This window comes from Erysipelothrix sp. HDW6A (assembly GCF_011400295.1).
Classification (GTDB): Bacteria; Bacillota_I; Bacilli_A; order Erysipelotrichales; family Erysipelotrichaceae; genus Erysipelothrix.
This window is the reverse complement of record NZ_CP049859.1, coordinates 1042718-1064538: the sequence shown is the minus strand read 5'-3', so window position 1 is coordinate 1064538 and position 21821 is coordinate 1042718. Positions and strand designations below refer to the sequence as shown.

General features: G+C 36.2%; 20 protein-coding genes. 2 read left to right on the top strand and 18 right to left on the bottom strand.

The features are described 5' to 3' along the window. Positions 1–172: 172 nt before the first annotated feature. From xerA to G7059_RS05390, 15 genes are all read right to left on the bottom strand, one after another. Entirely contained in the window at positions 173–1054 is an 882-nt protein-coding gene (xerA, locus tag G7059_RS05460; protein ID WP_240920437.1) for a site-specific tyrosine recombinase/integron integrase, read from the bottom strand. Beyond that, positions 1038–2333, bottom strand: coding sequence for a methylenetetrahydrofolate--tRNA-(uracil(54)-C(5))-methyltransferase (FADH(2)-oxidizing) TrmFO (gene trmFO, locus G7059_RS05455; protein ID WP_370519175.1), 1296 nt, complete (start codon positions 2331–2333; stop codon positions 1038–1040). The genes xerA and trmFO overlap by 17 nt, the downstream gene beginning before the upstream one ends. Next, a complete protein-coding gene (gene topA / locus G7059_RS05450; protein ID WP_166081072.1) occupies positions 2311–4347 on the bottom strand; it encodes a type I DNA topoisomerase in 2037 nt (678 codons plus the stop codon). The genes trmFO and topA overlap by 23 nt, the downstream gene beginning before the upstream one ends. Positions 4348–4364: 17 nt before the next feature. Further along, entirely contained in the window at positions 4365–5093 is a 729-nt protein-coding gene (gene dprA / locus G7059_RS05445) for a DNA-processing protein DprA (RefSeq protein WP_166081071.1), read from the bottom strand. Positions 5094–5136: 43 nt separating this feature from the next. Continuing rightward, positions 5137–5751: a ribonuclease HII gene (locus tag G7059_RS05440; protein ID WP_166081070.1), complete on the bottom strand. Its 615-nt coding sequence runs from the start codon at positions 5749–5751 to the stop codon at positions 5137–5139. Beyond that, positions 5736–6569 (bottom strand): ribosome biogenesis GTPase YlqF, encoded by an 834-nt coding sequence (gene ylqF / locus G7059_RS05435; RefSeq protein WP_166081069.1) that lies wholly within the window; start codon positions 6567–6569, stop codon positions 5736–5738. Before ylqF ends, G7059_RS05440 begins: the two co-directional genes overlap by 16 nt. Position 6570: 1 nt before the next feature. Continuing rightward, the gene (gene lepB, locus G7059_RS05430; RefSeq protein WP_166081068.1) at positions 6571–7140 is read right to left on the bottom strand and encodes a signal peptidase I; all 570 of its coding nucleotides are present in this window, start codon (positions 7138–7140) and stop codon (positions 6571–6573) included. 53 nt (positions 7141–7193) lie between these two features. Continuing rightward, the gene (rplS, locus tag G7059_RS05425) at positions 7194–7541 is read right to left on the bottom strand and encodes a 50S ribosomal protein L19 (protein ID WP_166081067.1); all 348 of its coding nucleotides are present in this window, start codon (positions 7539–7541) and stop codon (positions 7194–7196) included. A gap of 148 nt (positions 7542–7689) precedes the next feature. Beyond that, positions 7690–9858 (bottom strand): transglutaminase family protein, encoded by a 2169-nt coding sequence (locus G7059_RS05420; RefSeq protein WP_166081066.1) that lies wholly within the window; start codon positions 9856–9858, stop codon positions 7690–7692. Then, positions 9855–10871: a DUF58 domain-containing protein gene (locus G7059_RS05415; RefSeq protein ID WP_166081065.1), complete on the bottom strand. Its 1017-nt coding sequence runs from the start codon at positions 10869–10871 to the stop codon at positions 9855–9857. The genes G7059_RS05420 and G7059_RS05415 overlap by 4 nt, the downstream gene beginning before the upstream one ends. 1 nt (position 10872) lies before the next feature. Then, the gene (locus G7059_RS05410; RefSeq protein ID WP_166081064.1) at positions 10873–11799 is read right to left on the bottom strand and encodes a MoxR family ATPase; all 927 of its coding nucleotides are present in this window, start codon (positions 11797–11799) and stop codon (positions 10873–10875) included. Positions 11800–11886: 87 nt separating this feature from the next. Next, positions 11887–13182, bottom strand: coding sequence for a signal recognition particle protein (gene ffh / locus G7059_RS05405; protein ID WP_166081063.1), 1296 nt, complete (start codon positions 13180–13182; stop codon positions 11887–11889). A 9-nt stretch (positions 13183–13191) separates the two neighbouring features. Beyond that, positions 13192–14391 carry a tRNA uracil 4-sulfurtransferase ThiI gene (gene thiI / locus G7059_RS05400; RefSeq protein WP_305038670.1) on the bottom strand — a complete coding sequence of 400 codons (1200 nt, stop codon included), beginning with the start codon at positions 14389–14391 and terminating at the stop codon, positions 13192–13194. Next, complete coding sequence (locus G7059_RS05395; RefSeq protein ID WP_166081062.1) at positions 14372–15526, bottom strand: cysteine desulfurase family protein; 1155 nt, start codon at positions 15524–15526, stop codon at positions 14372–14374. The genes thiI and G7059_RS05395 overlap by 20 nt, the downstream gene beginning before the upstream one ends. After that, positions 15507–17246 (bottom strand): septation ring formation regulator EzrA, encoded by a 1740-nt coding sequence (locus G7059_RS05390; RefSeq protein ID WP_166081061.1) that lies wholly within the window; start codon positions 17244–17246, stop codon positions 15507–15509. The genes G7059_RS05395 and G7059_RS05390 overlap by 20 nt, the downstream gene beginning before the upstream one ends. A 240-nt stretch (positions 17247–17486) precedes the next feature. Between G7059_RS05390 and rpsD the strand changes: the two genes are divergently transcribed. Next, a complete protein-coding gene (gene rpsD / locus G7059_RS05385; RefSeq protein WP_166081059.1) occupies positions 17487–18089 on the top strand; it encodes a 30S ribosomal protein S4 in 603 nt (200 codons plus the stop codon). A gap of 122 nt (positions 18090–18211) precedes the next feature. Beyond that, positions 18212–18667, top strand: coding sequence for a hypothetical protein (locus tag G7059_RS05380; protein WP_166081058.1), 456 nt, complete (start codon positions 18212–18214; stop codon positions 18665–18667). 30 nt (positions 18668–18697) lie between these two features. On the opposite strand, the gene G7059_RS05375 is transcribed toward G7059_RS05380, so the two are convergent. The 3 genes from G7059_RS05375 to G7059_RS05365 are packed head-to-tail and all read right to left on the bottom strand — an operon-like array spanning position 18698 to position 21772. Further along, positions 18698–19261: a lipoprotein gene (locus G7059_RS05375; RefSeq protein WP_166081057.1), complete on the bottom strand. Its 564-nt coding sequence runs from the start codon at positions 19259–19261 to the stop codon at positions 18698–18700. Continuing rightward, entirely contained in the window at positions 19258–20514 is a 1257-nt protein-coding gene (gene tyrS, locus G7059_RS05370; RefSeq protein WP_166081056.1) for a tyrosine--tRNA ligase, read from the bottom strand. The genes G7059_RS05375 and tyrS overlap by 4 nt, the downstream gene beginning before the upstream one ends. 10 nt (positions 20515–20524) lie before the next feature. Then, the gene (locus tag G7059_RS05365; RefSeq protein WP_166081055.1) at positions 20525–21772 is read right to left on the bottom strand and encodes a citrate lyase holo-[acyl-carrier protein] synthase; all 1248 of its coding nucleotides are present in this window, start codon (positions 21770–21772) and stop codon (positions 20525–20527) included. Positions 21773–21821 lie beyond the last annotated feature (49 nt).

Below are 21821 nucleotides of genomic sequence, written 5' to 3'. Positions count from 1 at the left end.
AGATTGTGTGATTCCACTTTTTCCAATAAAAAACCATCGAATGATGGCTTTTTACAATAGGGAAAATAATGAAGAAGATCGTTAAAATATAACGACTTGTAAGATGTATTATTTATCTTACATTGTTATTCTATACTTTTAATGTGACAAGAATATGACCGATTCTTGAACTCTATGTGAGTGGTATCTTTTCAATGGCATAATCATACGATTCTTTCAAACGTTGCAGCGAAACATGTGTATATACCTGAGTAGTACTTAGCGACTCATGCCCCAAGAGCATCTGAACAACACGCAAACTGGCACCGTTATCAAGCAAGTGGGTAGCAAAGCTATGACGCAGCATGTGAGGATGGAGTTTCATTCTAAGTTCTGCTTTTTTACCTATCTTCTCGAAAATGAATTGTACACCACGAGGCGTTAAAGCCTTACCCCTACTATTTAAGAAAACAATATCTGTTTCTTCTTTAATAAAGTTGGGACGAGTATCTTTTAGGTATCGCTCAAATTTTGGAAGCAAGCTTTCATAGAAGAAAAGATACCGTTGCTTATTCCCTTTCCCAATGATTGTAAGGGAGCGTTCTTCAAAATTGATATCTGACAATCGCAATGCAACTAATTCACTAACACGTAGACCACAGGCATACATCAGTTCAATCATTAATGCATCTCTGATACCTAGGTCATCTGTATCGCAACTTAGTATTATTTTTTCAATTTCTTCGTACATTAAAAATTTTGGAAGTTTTCTTGACTGACGTTTTATTTTAATACTTACAAATGGATTAGTAGCCGCCCCATAATTCATCTGCATGAACTTCATAAAAGATCTTAGTGAGGATATCTTTCGAGCTACTGATGCCCCACTGAGTCCATTCTCATATAAAACATTCAAATAATTATAAGCGTCCTCTTGTTTCAGTGACAAGATGTTCTGTGAACCGATGGTATCTAAAAATTGAGACACATCACGACGGTAAGCATCTTCAGTATGTTCTGAAGCTGTACTTGTAGTCGCAATATGTCTCAAAAATTCATCAAGATATTGATTCAAGAAGATTTTTAATGTGTTCCAAACTGCGATTTGCCATTAATTCACGATCTTTGTCTCGGTTCATAACTAGACCAAAATTAGCGTTCATCGGTTGGAAGTGTGCAGGATTAGCTGTAGCAATGTAATTTGCCATAGATCCCATTACTGTTTCTGCTGATAAATCAAGCAATGGTTTATTCTCAAGATATTGAATCATATTCAATGCTGCATATAATCCACTTGCAGCAGACTCAACATACCCTTCGACACCACTTATCTGTCCAGCAAAAAATAATGATGGACGTTGTTTGCTTTGGAAATGTTTGTTTATTACTAAAGGTGACTTCAAAAATGTATTTCGGTGCATGACACCATAACGAACAATTTCAACATTCTCTAAACCAGGAATCATTTGAATAATTCGTTTTTGGTCACCCCATTTAAGGCGCGTTTGAAAACCTACAAGATTATACAGTGAACCTGCAGCATTATCTTGGCGTAATTGAACTACTGCATAAGGACGACTGCCATCAGGTTTCTCTAAACCTACTGGCTTTAATGGTCCAAATAACATGGTTTTTACACCACGACGTGCCATTTCTTCAACAGGCATACAGCCTTCAAAAACTTTAACATCTTCGAATTCTCGCATTGGTGCTTCTTCCGCAGCAACAATTGCTTGATAAAAGGCAGTAAACTCATCCTTGGTCATTGGACAGTTAATATAGTCTTGCCCATCACCTTTGTCGTAGCGTGACTTACGATACGCAATATCAAAGTTAATTCCTTCTACAGATACAATAGGTGCAATCGCATCATAGAAATACAACTCAGATTGACCTAAGAACTCACCAAGATACGATGAAAACGCATCTGAAGTTAGAGGACCTGTAGCTATAATTGTAGGTAAATCATCTTCTAATGTTTCAATTTCTTTATTTATAATAGTAATAGAATCCATGCTTTGAAGTTTAGCAGTGACTGCTTGGCTAAATGCCACGCGATCTACTGCTAGTGCACTTCCTGCTGGTAATCGATTTAAGTCACCTTCTTGTAGTATTAAACTATCAAGAAGACGCATTTCTTCTTTTAATAGACCGACGGCATTGGTAATGGCATCGGATCGAAAAGAGTTAGAACAAACAAGCTCTGCAAAATTCTCACTGACATGTGCAGGAGTCATTTTTACAGGGCGCATTTCCACTAATTCTACTTGGTAACCACGTTTTGCCAGTTGGTAAGCAGCCTCACTACCAGCTAAACCAGCACCTATTACTCTAACTTGCGCTTGTTTCTTCACTTTCTTCTTCCTTCGTTTCTTTCTTTTTCTTCTTTGAATTTTCATTAGGTTGAATGTAACGGCATTTAGGGAATGCTGAGCATCCTACAAACCATGTTCCATAACGACTCTTACGTTTCACTAAGTCGTTACCACATTCTGGACATTTTTCACCTGTCTTCTCAGGTTCTGGACGTTTCTCTGTATCTAATGCGCGATTATATCGGCATTCTGGGAAGTTAGAACAGGCAATAAATTTACCAAAGCGACCGTAACGATACACAAGTTCGCCACCATCTTCTGGACAAATCTCTCCTACTTTCTCAACTTCAACAACTTCCATCTTTTCATTTGCTTCTTCTAATAATGGATAGAACTTATCAACGAAGCGTTGTAATGCTTCCACATTATTTTCGTCTCCAGAAGCAATTCTATCAAGTTCATCTTCCATATTAGCAGTATAGTTAACGTTAATGATGCTTGAGAAATGATCTTGTAAACGATCGTTGGTAAGAATTCCTTGATCTGTTGGTTTGAATACTTTGGTACGGGATGTTTCCGATACCGCTCCAAATGTTGCATAAGCACGATACACAATTGTATCAAGAATCATTGAGTATGTACTTGGACGACCAATACCTAATTCTTCTAAGTCTTTAATTAAACGTGCTTCTGTATAGCGTGCTGGTGGTTGTGTAAAGTGTTGGTTCTTTTCAACATTAACAGCTTTATACGCTTTATTAAGTTCAAGTTCTCCAAGAATCTTATCAGCATTCTTTTCATAATCATAAACTTTTAAGTAACCATCAAAGATAAGTGTTGAACCACTACCATTGAAGTCATAATCATTTTGAGTAAAGCTAACACTTACTGCATCATACTTAGCAGCACTCATTAGTGAAGCAAGGGCTCTAAAGTAAATGAATCGATACAGTTTATATTCATCAGGTGTTAAGTATTTCTTAATTGAATCTGGAGTTCTCTCAATACTTGTTGGACGAATAGCCTCGTGAGCATCTTGAGTATTATCAGTAACTTTACCTGGACGATACTTACCTAGGTATTCTTTACCATAAGTATCTGTAATGTATTTCTTAGTATCAGCAACAAAGACATCACTTAAACGTGTCGAGTCGGTACGCATATAAGTAATAAGACCTTCCGCCTCTTTACCCATTTCAATACCTTCATAAAGTTTTTGCGCTACTCGCATTGTTTTCTTAGCTGCGAATCCTAAACGTGTTGACGCTTCTTGTTGTAGCGTCGATGTAATGAAAGGTAGTTTTGAATCTTTCTTACGAGCTTTTTTATCAAGCTTTGTGATAATGAAGTCGCCTTGTACAGCATCATATACTGTTTGAGCTTCTTCTTCATTCTTCATTTCTAGCTTTTTACCTTTAAACTTTTCTGCTTGAGTTTCAATAACATTACCATCGTTATAGAAATTCGCTTTAACACTCCAGTATTCTTCTGGAATAAACGCATCAATTTCTCGTTCACGATCTACAATTAATTTTAAAGCAACAGATTGAACACGACCTGCACTTTTACTCTTAATCTTCGATTGAAGAAGCTTGGATAGTTTAAATCCAATAATTCTATCTAAGATACGACGTGTTTCTTGTGACTTTACCAAGTCCATATCAATTTTACGTGGACTGTTGAATGCATTTAAAACAGCATCTTTTGTGATTTCGTTGAAAACAACTCGGTTATCCTTATCAATATCGAGATCCAATTCATCAGCAAGATGCCATGAAATTGCTTCCCCTTCACGGTCAGGGTCAGTTGCAAGATAAACTTCATCTGCTTTTTTAGCTTTTTGTTTTAATTCTTTAACAACATCTTTTTTATCTTTACTAATTTTATAGGTAGGTGCAAACTCGTTTTCAAAATCTACCCCTAAACCATCCTTACCACGAGTAGCAAGGTCTCGTATATGTCCTTTCGAGGAGACTACTTCAAAATCTTCACCAAGATATTTCTCAATTGTTTTTGATTTTGAAGGAGACTCAACAATGACTAATTTTTTCATGTGTTTCACTCCTTAATTTATATATTGTCTAAATCTTGTAAATTTGTCAACAACGACGCGCCTTGTTCAATTAACAAATTGCATCCATACCCAGTTATATCATTAATTGGGTGTGGAAGACAAATAACTTCGCGATTTAATCGTAACGCTTCATTCACAGTACACATTGTACCACTGCGTTCTGTAGCACTCATAACATACACCTTCTCCCCCAAACAAGCAATCAAGCGATTCCGAAATGGAAAGTGGTGACGTTGTGGTTTAACGCCAAAAGGATACTCACTTATTACTAAATGATGTTTCATAAGATACTTCTGAATGTTTTCATGTTCTTTTGGATAATAACAATCTAAGCCACAAGCAATAACTGCAATTGTAGCAGAATTAATAGCCTCTAGATGGGCACAAACATCAATACCATAAGCAAGTCCTGAAATAATACTATAACGTGCTTTAATTATTTCTACAAGTTTTTGCGTTATTTCTAGACTGTATGAACTTGGTTTACGATTCCCCACAACAGCTATCACAGGACCAGCTAGTAGTTCAATCTTGCCTTCGTAAAATATCACATAAGGAGGTTCTTCCAATTGATAGAACACGTGTGGGTATTGCTTATCTCCATATGAAATGTATTTACCACTGTAAGCATAATCGGCGACATCTGCCTTCTTATTTATATGCTCACGCATTTTAGCATAATCCCCTGCGTAATGAATTGCAACATTTTTGTAATAAGTTCTCATACTATCACCACCATTATTAAATCAGCGAAAAAAAAGATAAGCCCTAAATATCCAATGATATTTGTTCCTCATCTTTAAATTTAAATGATTTACGGTGAGCTTTAGTTCTACCATATTTAAGTATGGCTTCCTTATGTGCTTTCGTTCCATATCCTTTATGCTTTGCGAATCCATATTCTGGATACACTGCGTCAAGCTCTATCATCAATTCATCACGCAGAGTCTTGGCTAGAATACTAGCAGCCGCGATGGATTGTGATCGAGCATCTCCTTTTACTATTGATTCGTACTCAATCAATGAAGAAGGTAAAGGCATCGCATCGGTAAGTGCAACATCTGCAGGAGCACTATTCACAATATCTTGCATAGCATCCTGAGTTGCTTTGTAGATATTATCGCGATCAATGGTCTCAACATCAACAATCTTATAACTGTACCAAACAGCAACTTCCTCAATAAGATGTCTTAACTCGTTACGTTTCTTTAGACTAAGCGCTTTGGAATCGTTGATGTCATCATTAACGTAATACTTTGGTAAAATGACTCCGCATACTACACACGGTCCTGCCATTGGACCACGTCCGGCTTCATCAACTCCAACAACCACTTTATCTAATGACCAATATTTTTCTTCAAACTCTTTTACAAGTGATCCCATGTAATCCGTCCTAAACGACCATTTTGAATATCTTTTAAGAAAGTTTGACGCACTTTCTCAACATCAACATGACCACCTTCGAGTAATATTCCACGTTGTAGGCCAATTGCTTCATAAAGATTATCACAGGTTTGAATCGCATAAAAATCTTTGAGTGTTTCTGGTCGTTCACCAACTAAAAGGTCCCGAGCATAATCTGTAACGTATTCTAAAGAATATCCGGTTTCTTTAACAGAACCAATAAGAGCACAATGTAGTCCCATTTCTTCAGTCTCAAACTTTGGCCAAAGAACTCCTGGTGTATCTACAAGTTCTAATTCATCAGTTACTTTAATTAATTTCAAGGCTTGCGTGACACCCGGTCTATTTTCTACACCAGCTGCTTTACGCGAAGCAATTTTATTAATAATACTTGATTTACCTACGTTTGGTACTCCAACAATCAGTGCTCGTGCTGGACGCGGACGAATACCACGACGCTTGTCACGTTCACGTTTGTCTTTTAATACAATATCTGTTTTTTCAATCATTAACTTCTTAATCGCATCATGAATAACATCAACCACTAATACAACATGGCCTTCAGACTCTAACTCGCTTACCCATTTTTCTGTTTCTTTTGGATCAGCTAAGTCTTTTTTAGTCAGTACAATCAAACGACGTTTTTCTCCAATGTAATAGGATAAAGCAGGATTACGTGTTGAAAAAGGTGCACGGGCATCGCGACACTCAATAACAAAATCAACAATCTTTATTTGTTCCTCAATCAGTCTTAAGGCTTTCGCCATATGTCCTGGGAACCAATGCACTTGTGCCATACTAATTCGACACCCTTCTAATCACATTAAATGGATATAATACGTAAACATCCATACTTTTTATATTTTTACCGTTCATTGAACCATGACGTCTTGAATCGGTAGAGTTTTGGCGATTATCTCCCACTACAAAGTATTCACCCTCTGGTACAGTCGTTGGACCATAATCTGAGGTGAAATGACGTCCGTTGTTTTCACTCTTCCATTGCTTAACGTAGTCATTATCTAAATAAGGTTCATCAACTGCTTCACCATTAATATATAGAATATCATCACGGAAAAGCACTGTATCTCCTGGCATTCCAATAACACGTTTTACAATGTTCTTATCGAGCCCTTCCATATATACAACTACAATATCAAAACGCTCTACTTTCGCAGTACGAGCTTTAAAGATATTAGAAAAACCAATCTCTTGATTGTTGAGTGTTGGATACATGGATAAGCCATCAACTCGTACAGGACGTACAAAGAATTGGGTAATTACAATAACCACCACGAGACTTATCGCTAAGCTCTTTATGAAATCTTTTAAAACTATTAAAAACTTGTCGTCTTTTTTATTGTACATCTCATACACCTCGATTTCACGATAAGAAAAAAGCCGTATTTATACGGCTCAAATTAACGAATTTCTTTAATACGTGCTGATTTACCTGAGCGATCACGTAGGTAGTAGAGTTTGCTACGACGTACTTTACCGCGACGTAATACTGTAACACTTTCAATGATTGGTGAGTGTACAGGGAATGTACGTTCAACACCAACACCTGAAGAAATTTTACGAACCGTAAACATTTCAGCAATGCCACTTCCTGTACGTTTGATTACAACGCCTTCGAAAGCTTGGATACGTGTTTTTCCACCTTCTTGGATACGCACATTAACGCGAACTGTTGTTCCTGAACGGAATGCAGGAATATCATCACGCATTTGAGATTTTGTAATTTCATTTACTAAATTTAATCCCATATCGATTCTCCTTATCTATATTAAATTGGTTCATGATCTCCTTACCAGCGGAACCAAAGTGCCATAAGCTTTAATATTTTAACATATTCACACTAAAAAGCAAGCAATTTAGTAAAGAACACTTAATAATTCTTAAAGCTTCGCATATCTATTCTACCACAGACATTTCATTACTTAAAGACTTATTACGCCATGGTATTGTCGATAGTACTTTAAGCATGTTTTCTTTATCTATTTGTTCCATTGTAAGACCCTCATCCTCACCGTATATTACCCTTTGATACTTATCGACAAGGTGTTTCATTTCATCGCTTCTCAGTAAGTAGTGAGAGTTGATATACTCAGATAATGTTTCACTCTTTTCCTTTGGAATAATTGAAGTAAGAATACGCATCATTAAATTGAAGTTCTTCATATAAGAGTCTCCAAGTAAGCCTGTCTTTATCACAAATGTGAGGATATAGCGGTATAGTGTGTTTCTCAATATCGCAAGTACTAACACAAGCAAAACCCCAAAGTATACAAACCAGTTCATACGACGACTTGCTTCCTCTTCTTCTTTCTGAAGTTGTGGAATTGTTGGTTTTGGTAGTTCGTTTTGAGCATCACTTTCATTCGGAGTTGTTTGTGGCGTCTCTTGATTAGGAGTCTCTGTATTTGATGTTTGATGTGTTTCAGATTGTATTTCAGCAATTGAGAATGATGGTGTTGGTTCAAAAGGAACCCAACCATAGCCTTCAAAATATACCTCAGGCCATGTATGTGCATCAGCATTGGTGATTTCTTGAACATTTGCACTCAGTCTCGAACCACTCGAATACCCTTTCGCCCAACGTGATGGGATTTCTAGGGATCGTAACATAAGAACCATAGCACTCGAAAATTGTTCACAGTAGCCTAGTTTTGATTCAAATAAGAAGTGTTCAACATAATCTTGATTATCTGGAGTATACGGAACATTCATAAGCTCATAACTTAATCCCGCTTCTTCTTTAAGATACTTCTCTATACGTTTAACTTTATCATACATGTTAGTTTCATCACGTGTTAATTCATCTGCCAAGATACGGAGTTTTCCACTTATTTTCGTAGTGTCAAAAACTCGGTTATCACGAAATATGGTATTCTTATTGGTAACCTTACGAAGTTCCTCTGCATCCGTGATCGTTGGATACGTCTGATACTCAACTCCTTTTAAGAGATCCTCTTCTCTATCATAAAATACAATTGTTTCAATACCATCTCTACCCATAGAAATTAATCGCGATGAATTTACATCTACTGGGTAAGAAATTCCTGACACTGATGAGGAACCAAATGGAATTGGTAAGTAATTTATACTCTCAGAAGAACTAAGAATCGTATAGTTTGTCTTGTTTGGACTGTATTTGGCATTGTGGTCTTTGATGTCCGGAACAGAACTAAGAAGTTCTGTCATCCCAGGTAAAGAGTTTGTCCACCCTTTTCCATTGTATGTATAACGGTTATCAAGTCTCCAATATGTAGGAACAGTTTGTTCAACAGTGAATACCTGGTCATAGTTAAGGTATAAAGGTCCTCCTAGTGTAGAATCGTCGGTACTAAAACCCGAACGACCAGCGATACCAAATGCTTTTCTAGGATTGAATGTTTCATAGAAACCTTTAGAACTTAAATTACTACGTAAGCCATAGGTCGATGTAACAAGTTTTAAGTAAATAGGTTGGTAGAAACTACGATAATTCAAGGTGCTCACAGAAATTAAGAGCAGGCATAAAACACCAACACTAACGGTCTTCCAGTAGATTTGAATTGTATCCTCATAAGTATTCCATAAGCCTATAAGGAGTGCTCCTAAGAGTAATTGAACCATCGGTTGGAGAATCATATCTTTATTAAACGTTGCGAGTAAAATAAAGAAACTAAAAATAGCGAATGCCGACAACTTCCAGCCATTTTTCTTACGTACGGTAATATTCACAAACGGTATAACCACAAAACCAAGAAGGGTAAATCCAAGATCTTGATGAATATAACTTGTACTGTTTGAGAAGATTGCTTGAACAGTGGTGATAAGAAATTCTTTATAACTTTCAAACCAAAGTTGAAGCGATAATTGGTCTGGATTTGAGTATGTTTGAATTAGATAGAGGTAAATAAAGATTTGCACAACAACACTTAGAATAAGATTATCGATAAAACTTGCAATCGCTACAATAAGCACTATCGCAAAAACAAAATTTGTTGAAGAAGGATAGGTTGTTGAGTGAATAAATGGGTTTGTAACACTCAAAAACATGAGACTAATGATTAAGAATTTTATAAATCTTTTAATCATTGTACCACCTCATCTTCCCAATTATGCAAGACATCGACACGATCTTTATGTTTGATTACTAAGTGATTATCAATAGTTGAGACAGTGCTATTCTTTGTCTCACCACGTACGTCAGAAATCGGACTCATGATCACATCACTCTCCTCAAAATCATAGTGAAGTGATGCCACAGACTTAAGTTTCGCCATTGTACGTGCTGAAGGCAATTCATAGATGTCAGAGGCTACTATCTTTGTATCAAATGCATTGTTCTGATTAAATTCAGTTTCAAAAGTATAAAAGACCGAAAGTAAATATTCAAAAGTTTCATGTTCTTGCGCCAATAATACCAATCGAGGTGGAAATGGCATTTCTAAATCATAGACACGATATTGTAAGTTCTGTTTCTTTGAAGATAATTTCCAATCAATACGATTTGGTAAATCACCAGGAACATAATCACGAATATGGTTTAAATTAAAGGTCTCGTTGGGTGCAAACTGATGATCTCCTAAGAAATAATACATAAGGTTTTGGTGAAGTGATTCGGCTTCAAACATCCTTTTTTCTGGATAAATTACAAGTTCAATATCAACAGGATAGCTCATTTCGCGACTCAATATACTAAATGGATCACTCAAGATCACCTGTATCTCAGTGATCGCATAAACACCTCTTGTCATGTTTTGTGTATCGTACTCAAAATCTGATTGTTCACTGAAAAAGATACTTGTTGGTTTCGATCGTAGTTGGATATCTTTTCCAACTAATTTTGTAGTTATAAACGGATACCATCGCCATTTAGATTTTGTATTAAATGTAAGAGAAAACGCTTCGCCTTGATTAATATTTATATCTTTTGCTTGGAGGGTGAAAATATAAGGAACACTAACCATAAAGAAGCATACAATGCTCAAAGGAACAACAAAAAAGAATGCTGTCCACCCAACAACATTATTAAAAACTAGTGCATATACAGCGATAAACACTACAAATAAAAGTGCTAAACTATTGGATACATAACGCTTAATCATCTCATTCTACAGGTACAGACACTGTATCTAAGATATCTTGTAGTGCTGTACTCGCTTGATATTGAGAAGATTTCATACGAACACGATGTGAAAAGACAGGAATCATGAGTTTCTTAAAGTCATCCGGCAAGCAATAATTTCGATTTTCTGTCACCGCATATGCCTTGGCTGCTTTAATAAAGTTAATGGATCCTCGTGGACTTATCCCCAATTGAATGGATGGATGATTTCGAGTTGCACTAACAAGTTCTAATGCATAATTATATAAAGAATCAGAAATATGAACGTGTTGAATTTTAGTTCGTAATTCACTGATAACTTCAGGGGTCATAATTGGACGAATGTCTTTCAATTTATTATGAGGTTCAATACCACTGATCAACTGAAGCTCTTCTTCAAAACTCGGATATCCCATTGAAAGACGCAGTAAAAAACGGTCTAATTGTGCTTCTGGCAGCGTGTAAGTCCCTTCAAACTGTAAGGGGTTTTGAGTAGCCAAAACGAAGAAGTTTTCTCCGAGCGGCATTGTTTGACCATCCACTGTAACTTGTCTCTCTGACATCGCTTCAAGTAGCGCTGCTTGTGTACGTGGAGTAGTACGATTGATTTCATCCGCTAAAAGTAAATCAGTGAAAATCGGTCCTTTTTTGAAGATAAAATCATGATCTTTTTGACTGTAAATAGATATCCCAATAACGTCACTTGGAAGTAAATCTGGAGTAAACTGAACACGTCGAAACTCTTGGTTCAATACTCGTGAAAATGACCTAACTAACATTGTCTTACCAATACCTGGAACATCCTCAAATAAAACATGTCCTTGTGCTAAGAAAGCTGCAATTGTTAATTGAATTTGATCCTGTTTACCGACGATAACTTTACCTATTTCATTGATTATTTCTTGGACTACATTGTGATCCGTCATCATAACTCATCCTCTCATTATTGTTTATTAAATACATTATCAAGCCTTACACAATAAAATGCAACCTAAAAAAAGAACTCCGAAGAGTTCTTAACGTCCTAACATGCGAGTAAACATACGCATTTGTTTTTTCATTTTTTCATATTGATTTAAGAGACGGTTTACTTCAGTTGTTGAAACACCAGCTCCTTTAGCAATACGGTTTTTTCGGGAAGCTCGGATAATGTTTGGATTATCACGTTCTTCTTTGGTCATACTTTGTATAATTGCTTCTGTTTTACTCATTCCTGTTTTAGCATCGGCATCATCAATTTGCCCTGCTAATTGGTTAGCACCAGGCATCATCTTTAATAACCCTGAAATAGGACCCATCTTAGAAACCTGTTGAAGCTGCACTAACATGTCATCAAGTGTAAATTCTCCACGCATCATACGTTCAGCAGCTTTTTCACTTGCTTCAATATCCATCTTCTCTTGTGCTTTTTCAACAAGTGAGACGATATCTCCCATTCCTAAAATACGGGAAGCAGTACGGTCTGGATAGAAACGTTCAATTTCTTCAATACCTTCACCAACCCCAACATATTTCACAGGAACTTGAGTCATGTAACGAACTGATAAGATAGCCCCACCACGTGAATCACCATCAAACTTAGTTGCTACAAGACCAGTAAGCGGCAAGAGCTCTTTAAAGCCACGTGCAACATGAATTACATCTTGCCCCGACATCGCATCAACACTAAGTAAAATCTCTTCTGCGTGAGCTATATTGTTGATTTCCACGAGTTCTTGCATTAATGCTTCATCAATTTGTAAACGACCAGCAGTATCGATTAAGATAACATCGAAATCTTTACCATAATCTAAAGCATGACGTACTACATCGGTAGGTTTTGTATTGAGTTCAGCAAACACTTCAACATCAATACGATCCCCTAGAATTTTTAATTGTTCTACAGCAGCGGGACGTGCAAGGTCTGCTGCAACAAGTAATACTTTTTTATCTTCTTTTACTTTAAGTTCACGAGCAATTTTAGCGATCGTTGTTGTCTTACCAGAACCTTGAAGACCAACCATCATTAATACACCAGGTTTCTTCGAGAATTCTAAACTCGATTCCTCACCTAATATCTCAATTAACTTGTCATTAACAACTTTAACAAACATCTGGGAAGGGTCGATTTCACGTACAACTTTCATTCCCATTGCTTCTTTACGGATATGATCCAGTAAATCATTTATAACTTCTAAACTAACATCCGCTTCCAGTAAAGCAACACGAATTTCTGCAAGAGCATCACTGATGTTCTTTTCGCTTAACTTCCCTTTTCCTGTCATATTGCGGAATGTATCTTGTAGTCGATTGGTTAAATTATCAAATGCCATATGGTCCTCCTATAAGAATGATAGATCTTCTTTTACTTCTTCAGCACGAATCTCAAATGTTTCAATATTTTCGATTGCTTTAGCAACTAAATCGTCAATATCCAGTTTATCTTCATAGAATGCGATTTTCTTTGGATTTGGTTTTGTAGTTGGTTTTGTAGGTGTAAAGATTGTACAACAATCTTCAAAAGGTAAAATTGAAATATCATATGTATCAATTTTTCGAGCTAGGTCGATTATCTCGATTTTATCATAGGTTAATAAAGGTCTCAAGATTGGCATCGTTGAGATTGTTGTAATTTCTTTCATACTATGAAGTGTTTGTGATGCTACTTGACCCAAACTTTCACCGTTAGCAATAGCTAAACAGTGACGTTGTTCAGCAAACTCTTGACCAATACGAAGCATAAAACGACGCATTAATGTAATTGCATAGCTTTCTGATGCTTTCTTATAAATTTCTAATTGAATATCTGTAAATGGCACAACATGAACACGAATCGTAGCTTGGAATGGCGTTAACTTACGTGCTAAATCCATAACTTTCTTCTGAGCTTGATCGGATGTATAAGGTGGTGATGCGAAGTGAATTGCTTCTAATGTAACACCACGTTTCATCATTAAGTATCCAGCTACTGGTGAATCAATTCCACCAGATAACATAAGCATGACACGTCCTTGAATCCCAACAGGGTAGCCTCCTGCTCCAGGAATCTTTTTCATCATGATGTAAGCAGCATCGCTACGTATTTCAACGATAATTCCTAAGTCAGGTTGTTTTACATTAACTTTCCAATCTGTCTCTTGAAGAATCTTAGTCGCTACGTGACGGTTAATCACATCTGAGATGTGCTCAAAGGTCTTGTCATGACGACGTGCTAGGACTTTAAATGTTTCCCCTTCTTCATCTTGAATCAACTCATAAACAGTATTTGCAATAACATCCAAATCTCTTTCAACTTTTACTGCAAGAGAAAAGGAACTTAAACCAAAGACGTTTTTAAGTTTATCACTAATAGCTTCTGGATCTTCACCATTCAATGTAATGTAAAGACGATCATAAGTCGCTTGGTATGTAAGTTCTGGGTAAGGTTTTAACTGTTCTTTTATATTTCTAATTAATTGTGCTGTAAAGTTACGACGGTTTTTCCCTTTAGTGGACAACTCACCGTATCGACACACAATGTACTCATAGTGCATGATTGACATATTCTTTTATCTCCATTATTTCCTGTATCGCTTGATCGATATCGTGTTCTTCTGTTTCGTAAGACATACTAATGCGAATTGTACTTAAACTTTCAGCATCACTGCGTCCCATTGCCTTTAATACATGAGAAGGCTCAAGGGAATTAGAATTACAAGTGCTTTGCGCGCTTACTGAGATTCCTTTTCGATTGAGTCCATTCATCATAATTTCTGACCCCACACTTGGAATTGATATGTTGAAGATGTAAGGTGATCCTTCACGGGAAGAGTTCACTAGTACACCATCCATTGTCTCAAATGTTGTGTAAAGTTTATAAGATAATTTTTTTATTTTGCTTTCATTAGCTTTGTATTTCTCTCTTGCAAGTCTTAAGGTCTTTGCCCAAAGAATTGCACTGACGTTATCAATTGTTCCACCACGAAGTCCAAATTGTTGTTGTCCACCATTTATTAGTGAATCACATTCAAGATGAGCTTTCTTAATCCATAAGCCACTCCCTTTGAGTCCGTGAATCTTATGAGCAGAGAACGATACCGAATCGATCTGTTGCAAAGAGAACTCATGGTGTGCTAAAGCTTGAACTCCATCAATATGGATTGATGCCGTAGAATTCTTTTTAACAATCTTGGAAATCTCACTGACATTGTTTATTGCTCCAACTTCATTGTTAATAGCAATTAAAGCAACAAGGATTGTGTCTTTTCTCAAGAGTTCTTTAAGTGACTCAAGATTGATTGTACCGTCAGAATTGATTTTTACATAGTCTATTTTAAAGCCAAAACGGTCTCTTAACCATTCTAATGCTCCATTGACAGAGCTGTGTTCTATTGGACTGCTGATAATATGTTTTCCCTTTGACATATTCGCAATCGCAATCCCTTTAATGGCAGCACTGTTTGATTCACTCGCACCTGATGTAAAGATTACCTCTTGAGGAAGTACTCCCAACATCTTTGCAAGGGCATTTCGCGACTGAGTCACAAGCTCAGAAACACGCTGACCCCCAGAATGTAATGAGTCAGCGTTTTGATAATATTCATTCATAATACGATTTGCATCACTTAGAATTTCTGAATCAGTTGGTGTTGTACTTGCGTAATCGAGGTAGATTGACTTATCGTGCACTTTTGGCATTATTACGAATCATCTCCTCGTAGGAACTATCGGGACGATAGCGATCTACTGCATTAATTACGGTTGCTAGTGCTTGTGTATACTCACCACTTTGGAAAGCTAGTTCAGCACGTGTTAGTTCAGTATCAATATCAGGTACAAAAGCTCTAAATTTATTTGCGTAGACGATTGCATTTTCACACATATCAACAGCACCAACAAGGTTGTTGACATTGTTATGAAGTTTGTAAGTGAAGTCAATGGCTTCATCAACAGTCGCATTAAGAATTGCGACATCAACTGCATCATCTTCAAGCATTGTCGCGATACGATGAGTATATTCTACTGCTGTAAGTACATCATCGTGATATTTCTCAGAAATAATTGGTAAGAAACGACGATGAATACGAACTTGAACATCATTGATAATTAAGTAGAGCTTCATCAATTGATTGTTTGCACGAATCTCATCGGCATTCGCCTGGTCCATTTTTTCAACAAATTCTGTGAATTCTTGTTTTAGAATTTGAACATCTTGTCCTAATTCTTGAAGCGATAAGATTACAGTTGATGCCGGAATCTTTTCTTCATGAATCATACGAGATATTTTTTGAGCTACTTCATCAAAATCAGCAATTGATGTTTCAAATGACTGAGCTTGATCCACAAAACCTTCAAAACCATAACGACGCTCAACACGTGGTGCTTGCTCCACTACTTTGACACAAGCTTCTTTCAACTCACTAATTGATGCAAAGACAGTTTCTGAAAGACTCGTAACTTCACGATGTGAAGCATTTTCTTTTTGAATTTGTGTTGCGATTGTTTCTAAGCGTTTATGAATTTCTAGTAAACTACTTTTAGCTTTCTCGACATCACCTTGTGCCAAGACAATTAAATCATCACGAAGAACATCAGACAATACACCAATATTCTTAGGAACTTCAAGATGTTCTACATAGACTCCATCTTGAATAACTCCTTGATATAAACGTGATACTTCATCTAGTAAAGAAGGAATGTGACCTTTTGCAATTTCATAAAGTTTAGGAATTTCATCAAGTCTTAATTTAAGAAGACTGAGTTCACCCTTCACTTCTTCAGTAACCTCACGAGCTTTCATGAAGTCAGAAGCATACATCCATTCTTCAAAAACTGAGAAGAGATGTTCAACACTATGAATTTGTTCATCCAAGGCATCGTATGCATCACGAAGTAAAGAAGCCTTACTATTGGTTTCTTGTTTTAACTCTCTAAATGTTTCTTTAAGTTCTGTGATTTCTAGACGTTGATTTGTTTCTTGTTCTAGAAGAACCTCAAGACGCTTATTTAATGTATGAGTATTTGATAAAGACTTATTTACAAGCTCATCCAACTCCACTAAATATCCACGTGAGTCTTTTACTTTGTTATAAGCTATCGCATCTTCAAGATCAGCCATTACTTGCGTAATCGTTTCTTGATTCTTATTAATCTCATCAAAAAGAGCCTTGCATTCCATGACTTCAGTTTCTTCATCAGGATTAATCTTTGCTAGACTTGTCGCTTTATTAATCTTGAATAGAATTGGAATACTGACAAGCTCATTATATTTCACTTCTAAAGCATCAAATTGATTTCTTAATCGGCGTTTTTGAGCCGAGCGAATATATAAAAATATTAGTACAATTAAGACTATAGCTACTCCCGCAACTATATAGATATTTTCTTTTAAAATGTTAAGGATAGATTCAAATGTCATAAAGTCACCTCATTGCATTCATTGTAACATAAATAGGATAATGTTTGGTATGTCTTTCATTGACTTTTCATGCTTAATTAGGTATATTAAATAAGTCATTAAACTCAGCACACAAAGTTAAGGGATTTGCGTTCATCCCGCGGCAGGAGCTAAAGTACCAAAGCTGAAAATGGGAAACGGCTATAGATGAACACAGCTTTTGATAATTTGTGGTTGACTCGACATATAGGAGGTCAGCAAATGGCAACAGTAAATGGTCCAGTATGGAAAAAAGCTCGTCGTTTAAGTTTCTCAATCCTTGAAACAGGTAAAGAGTTACAACGTCGTGATTATGCACCAGGACAACACGGAAAAGCACGTCGTGCTAAATTATCAAACTACGGTTTACAACAACGTGAGAAACAACGTATTCGTTTCACATACGGTGTAACAGAGAAGCAATTCTTCAACACATTCCAAAAAGCTGTTAAGCAAGAAGGTGTTGCAGGTCATAACTTCTTATTCATGTTAGAATCACGTTTAGATAACGTTGTATACCGCATGAATCTTGCACGTACACGTCGTGGCGCACGTCAACTCGTTAACCACGGTCATATCCTTGTTGATGGAAAGAAAATTGATATTCCTTCATTCCAAGTTAAACCAGGACAAACAATTGAAGTTAAAGAATCATCACGCTCAATGGAATCAATTAAAGATGCTATGGGAGCATCAGTAGGAACAGTAGCATACGTTACTTTCGATGCTGACAAGATGAAAGGTGAATATGTTCGTTTACCAGAACGTAGCGAATTAAACCAAGAAATCAACGAAGCATTAGTTGTTGAGTTCTACAACCGTTAATCTTCATTAAAGAAAATTGCTCAATTACTGGGCAATTTTTTTATTCCCCTTAAATACCCCCACGGGTATATTCCTTGAGTTTGGTGTAAAGTATTGATATATTTTTACCATGAGGTGAATTTATGATTCAAACATACATAACTAACAATAAGAAAAAAGCTGTATTATATTTTATGATGTTTTTAGCTTTAAACATTATTGTCGATAACTTAAACATTACATACTCTATGCTTGCTGATCGTTATTATATATTGATACCTGTGGCTAGTATCACGATGAGTGTTATTATGGCTACCCTATCCGCTTATTTAATTATGGTTAGCAGCATGCAATACGATTTAATCGGTAAAGAAACTAAAGGTGGAAACTTAAGCTTTATTTCAATAGTCTTTGGAATCCTTACTTATGGTTGTACCCCTTGTGTAATCTCGTTTTTCGCAGCGATTGGAGTCTCTTTCTCAGTCTATGCTTTACCATTTGATGGTCTACCTTATAAATTCTTATCCATTGCACTCTTATTACTAGGTATATGGTTTACCCATCGAGAAATTAATAAAACATGTGCCATAAAAGCATAAAACCAGATTCTTGCGAGTCTGGTTCTTTTTTTATTCCGTAGCTTCTTCTGTTGGTGTTTCTTCAACATTTTCACTGTTTTCTGATTCTTCAACAACAGGTTCTGTATATTCTAAATTGTATTCAAAGAATTCTTTATGTTCCTTCGATGCATTATCACTTTTCCAAGAAACAACAAGTTTTAGGTTAATCGTAGGTTCTAAAGAATCCCCTGCAACACTAACACCTTTCACAAATCCTTGGCTCGGACGCTCTTGATTTGGTATTAATGTAAATGGGCCATCGAACACACCGATAGCAGGCATAATCTTTTCAGAATTCGCAGCACTATTATTCTCTACGGCGATTACTTCTAAGTTATACAAAGCATAGTTAGGCTTATCGATATTTACTGTATATTTATAAGCTTCATCTTTTTTCTCAATTGTTGCTTCAATATTGAATGAATTTGATTTCGTCTCAAATTTATCATTATCAAGCGTTGTTTGAATTAACGAAGTATAACGTTTCATATTGTCATCTTTGGTCTTGCGATTATCAAATGAACAAGCAGTTAATAATACTAGCATAACCAATACTACTAAGATACGTTTCATAATTTACTCCCGTGATTGATTAGATGATAATGTTTCTTACCTCTACGAATCACTGTTAGTTCTTGATCGAGTGCATCTTTTTTAGCAACTACAAACTCAAGATCTTTAACAACTTCTCCATTGACACGAATTGCGCCGTCTTGAATCATTTGGCGTGCTTCACGTTTACTTGGAAGTATTTTAGTATCGACTAAGAGGTCTACAAGTGTTTTATCTTCATTAACATCATGAGTAAATGAGTTTGCAAAGACGCTTCTAATTTCGGATACGCTTAACGCTTGAATATCACCTGAGAACAATGCATCAGTCATGCGTTGTGCTGCTTCAAGTCCTTCTTTACCATGAACAAGTTCTGTTAACTCAGCAGCTAGTGCTTTTTGAGCTAAACGTTCATGAGGTCTTTCAACAAATGCTTTTTCAAGTTCTTTAATTTCTTCAACTGGTTTCATCGAGAGTCGTTTTAAGAAATCAACGATATCTTCATCACTCGTATTAATCCAGAATTGGTAGAATGTATAAGCATCTGTCATTTCAGGATCTAACCAAATATTAGCTCCTTCACTCTTACCAAACTTAGTGCCATCGGATTTCATAATTAAGTGTGATGTAACGCCGTATACTTCAACTTCATGACCTAGTGTTTTACGGATTAACTCAGTACCACTGACTAAATTACCCCACTGATCAGATCCACCAATTTGGAGTTGAACATTTTCATTTTTATGAAGTGTTAAAAAGTCAATTGCTTGAAGAATTGTATATGAGAATTCTGTATATGAAATCCCTGTTTGTAATCTACTTGCAATAGTATCTTTAGCAATCATATTTGCAACACTAAAGTGTTTTCCATAATCACGTAAGAAATCAAACACTGATAAACCTTGTAGCCAATCAGCGTTATTAACAAGTTTGACAGGATTATTGTCTGCAAAAAGAATACGTTTAATTTGTGCACTAATACCGTCAATGTTTTTTTGTAAATCTTCATCTGTAAGTAATGAACGTTCTGTAGTAGGACGAGGATCCCCTATCATCCCTGTAGCACCTCCAATAAGCGCTAAAGGATGGTGACCTTGACCTTGGTAACGTTTAAGTAAAATTAATTGTTGTAGATGTCCTACATGAAGAGATGTAGCAGTTGGATCAAATCCACAGTAAAGAACAATTGGTTCCTCCAAACGTTTTGTTAAACCCTCACGATTGGTAACGTCCTTTACTAATCCACGCCAATCTAACTCATCTAAGAAATTCATAAAAGCCTCCCTATTTATCCTGTGTATCAAATAACATTTTTATCTTTAAATAATAACGTTGCATAATATCCAACATACATGTCACAACCAAGAGTGTTGTATCATCATGTGGGTAGATGTAGCCTGAACTACAGAAACGATCCAATTCTATCCATTTATCTGGTTTATGAATAAGATTCTTCGATAAGAATTGTACTTTCTGTAAGGCTTGCTCACCATTATGAACAAGAATTGCATTGTCATCATAACGACTCATGATGTATAACAAGGTCGAAATAACTGATTTGTTTTTTTGTAAGAATGGCACGAAATGCGTAAAGACTTCACGCATACCATTATCAAGAATTGCATAACGAGCTTTCTCATCATCAAAGTAATTATTGTTGTTAAGAAGTTCACTCAACGCTTTTACTTGTTTGGTTATATCGGCATAACCTCTCGAATTAATAAACGAGAATAATACAATACTTGTCATCGATACTGTATATCGATATGACTGTTGGTTAAGAACAGAACGACGGATTTTTGCCTCAACATCATTTTGATACTTAATAATGTCATGAGCACTTCTGCTGTTTACAGAGAAAACACGTCCAACTTCTGATTTGTAGGCACGTACAAGGTGAATAAACTTCTCAAAGTTCATTTGCTCATTGCTTCCCTTATAGTTAGGACCATACATACCAAAACCTAATTCTTTAGTAAATCCACTTACATATCCATATACTAAGATATTTGATAGTATTGTTTGTTTTGAACCTTTGACAATGTACCCTTCTACACGCTTTACGTAGTTATCAAGATACTTAGGATCCTCAACAATATCATTCATTAATTCCGAAAGTGATGTTTTGTAATACGAATCAAGACGAATCGGCATACCTAAAGATTCTCGAGTCCATTTTTGTTTGGCATCAAATACATCGCATTCAATCGCAAACCCTAAAGGATGATTATCTTCATAATGTGTAATAATATCTTTTACAGACTTCGCATCGTCTTCCAAGCGAATGTAAAAGATGAGTCCTTCTTGATCAAAAGTATATGACCATGAACTCATATTAAAACGTTCCCAAAGCTCAAAGAAAATTGTAAAAACAGCATAAGAAACGATATTTCTTTGGCGGTCTTCGCCTGCATACGAACCACCTAATACTAAGAGTGAACCTGATTGACCATCAATCATGTTTTTAACGATACTCTTTCGTTTAGCACGCAGCTCTTGGATCGATTCGGATGACAATTGTACAATATTCATACCAATACCTCTTTCAACATTCATATTCTAACATATTTAAGCTCAATCT

Bases quoted from the DNA above. Each gene is read 5' to 3' on its own strand.
- topA (WP_166081072.1), bottom strand. From the start codon at position 4,347: ATGAAAAAATTAGTCATTGTTGAGTCTCCTTCAAAATCAAAAACAATT.
- dprA (WP_166081071.1), bottom strand. From the start codon at position 5,093: ATGAGAACTTATTACAAAAATGTTGCAATTCATTACGCAGGGGATTAT.
- G7059_RS05440 (WP_166081070.1), bottom strand. From the start codon at position 5,751: ATGGGATCACTTGTAAAAGAGTTTGAAGAAAAATATTGGTCATTAGAT.
- ylqF (WP_166081069.1), bottom strand. From the start codon at position 6,569: ATGGCACAAGTGCATTGGTTCCCAGGACATATGGCGAAAGCCTTAAGA.
- lepB (WP_166081068.1), bottom strand. From the start codon at position 7,140: ATGTACAATAAAAAAGACGACAAGTTTTTAATAGTTTTAAAAGATTTC.
- rplS (WP_166081067.1), bottom strand. From the start codon at position 7,541: ATGGGATTAAATTTAGTAAATGAAATTACAAAATCTCAAATGCGTGAT.
- G7059_RS05420 (WP_166081066.1), bottom strand. From the start codon at position 9,858: ATGATTAAAAGATTTATAAAATTCTTAATCATTAGTCTCATGTTTTTG.
- G7059_RS05415 (WP_166081065.1), bottom strand. From the start codon at position 10,871: ATGATTAAGCGTTATGTATCCAATAGTTTAGCACTTTTATTTGTAGTG.
- G7059_RS05410 (WP_166081064.1), bottom strand. From the start codon at position 11,799: ATGATGACGGATCACAATGTAGTCCAAGAAATAATCAATGAAATAGGT.
- ffh (WP_166081063.1), bottom strand. From the start codon at position 13,182: ATGGCATTTGATAATTTAACCAATCGACTACAAGATACATTCCGCAAT.
- thiI (WP_305038670.1), bottom strand. From the start codon at position 14,391: ATGTCAATCATGCACTATGAGTACATTGTGTGTCGATACGGTGAGTTG.
- G7059_RS05395 (WP_166081062.1), bottom strand. From the start codon at position 15,526: ATGCCAAAAGTGCACGATAAGTCAATCTACCTCGATTACGCAAGTACA.
- G7059_RS05390 (WP_166081061.1), bottom strand. From the start codon at position 17,246: ATGACATTTGAATCTATCCTTAACATTTTAAAAGAAAATATCTATATA.
- rpsD (WP_166081059.1), top strand. From the start codon at position 17,487: ATGGCAACAGTAAATGGTCCAGTATGGAAAAAAGCTCGTCGTTTAAGT.
- G7059_RS05380 (WP_166081058.1), top strand. From the start codon at position 18,212: ATGATTCAAACATACATAACTAACAATAAGAAAAAAGCTGTATTATAT.
- G7059_RS05375 (WP_166081057.1), bottom strand. From the start codon at position 19,261: ATGAAACGTATCTTAGTAGTATTGGTTATGCTAGTATTATTAACTGCT.
- tyrS (WP_166081056.1), bottom strand. From the start codon at position 20,514: ATGAATTTCTTAGATGAGTTAGATTGGCGTGGATTAGTAAAGGACGTT.
- G7059_RS05365 (WP_166081055.1), bottom strand. From the start codon at position 21,772: ATGAATATTGTACAATTGTCATCCGAATCGATCCAAGAGCTGCGTGCT.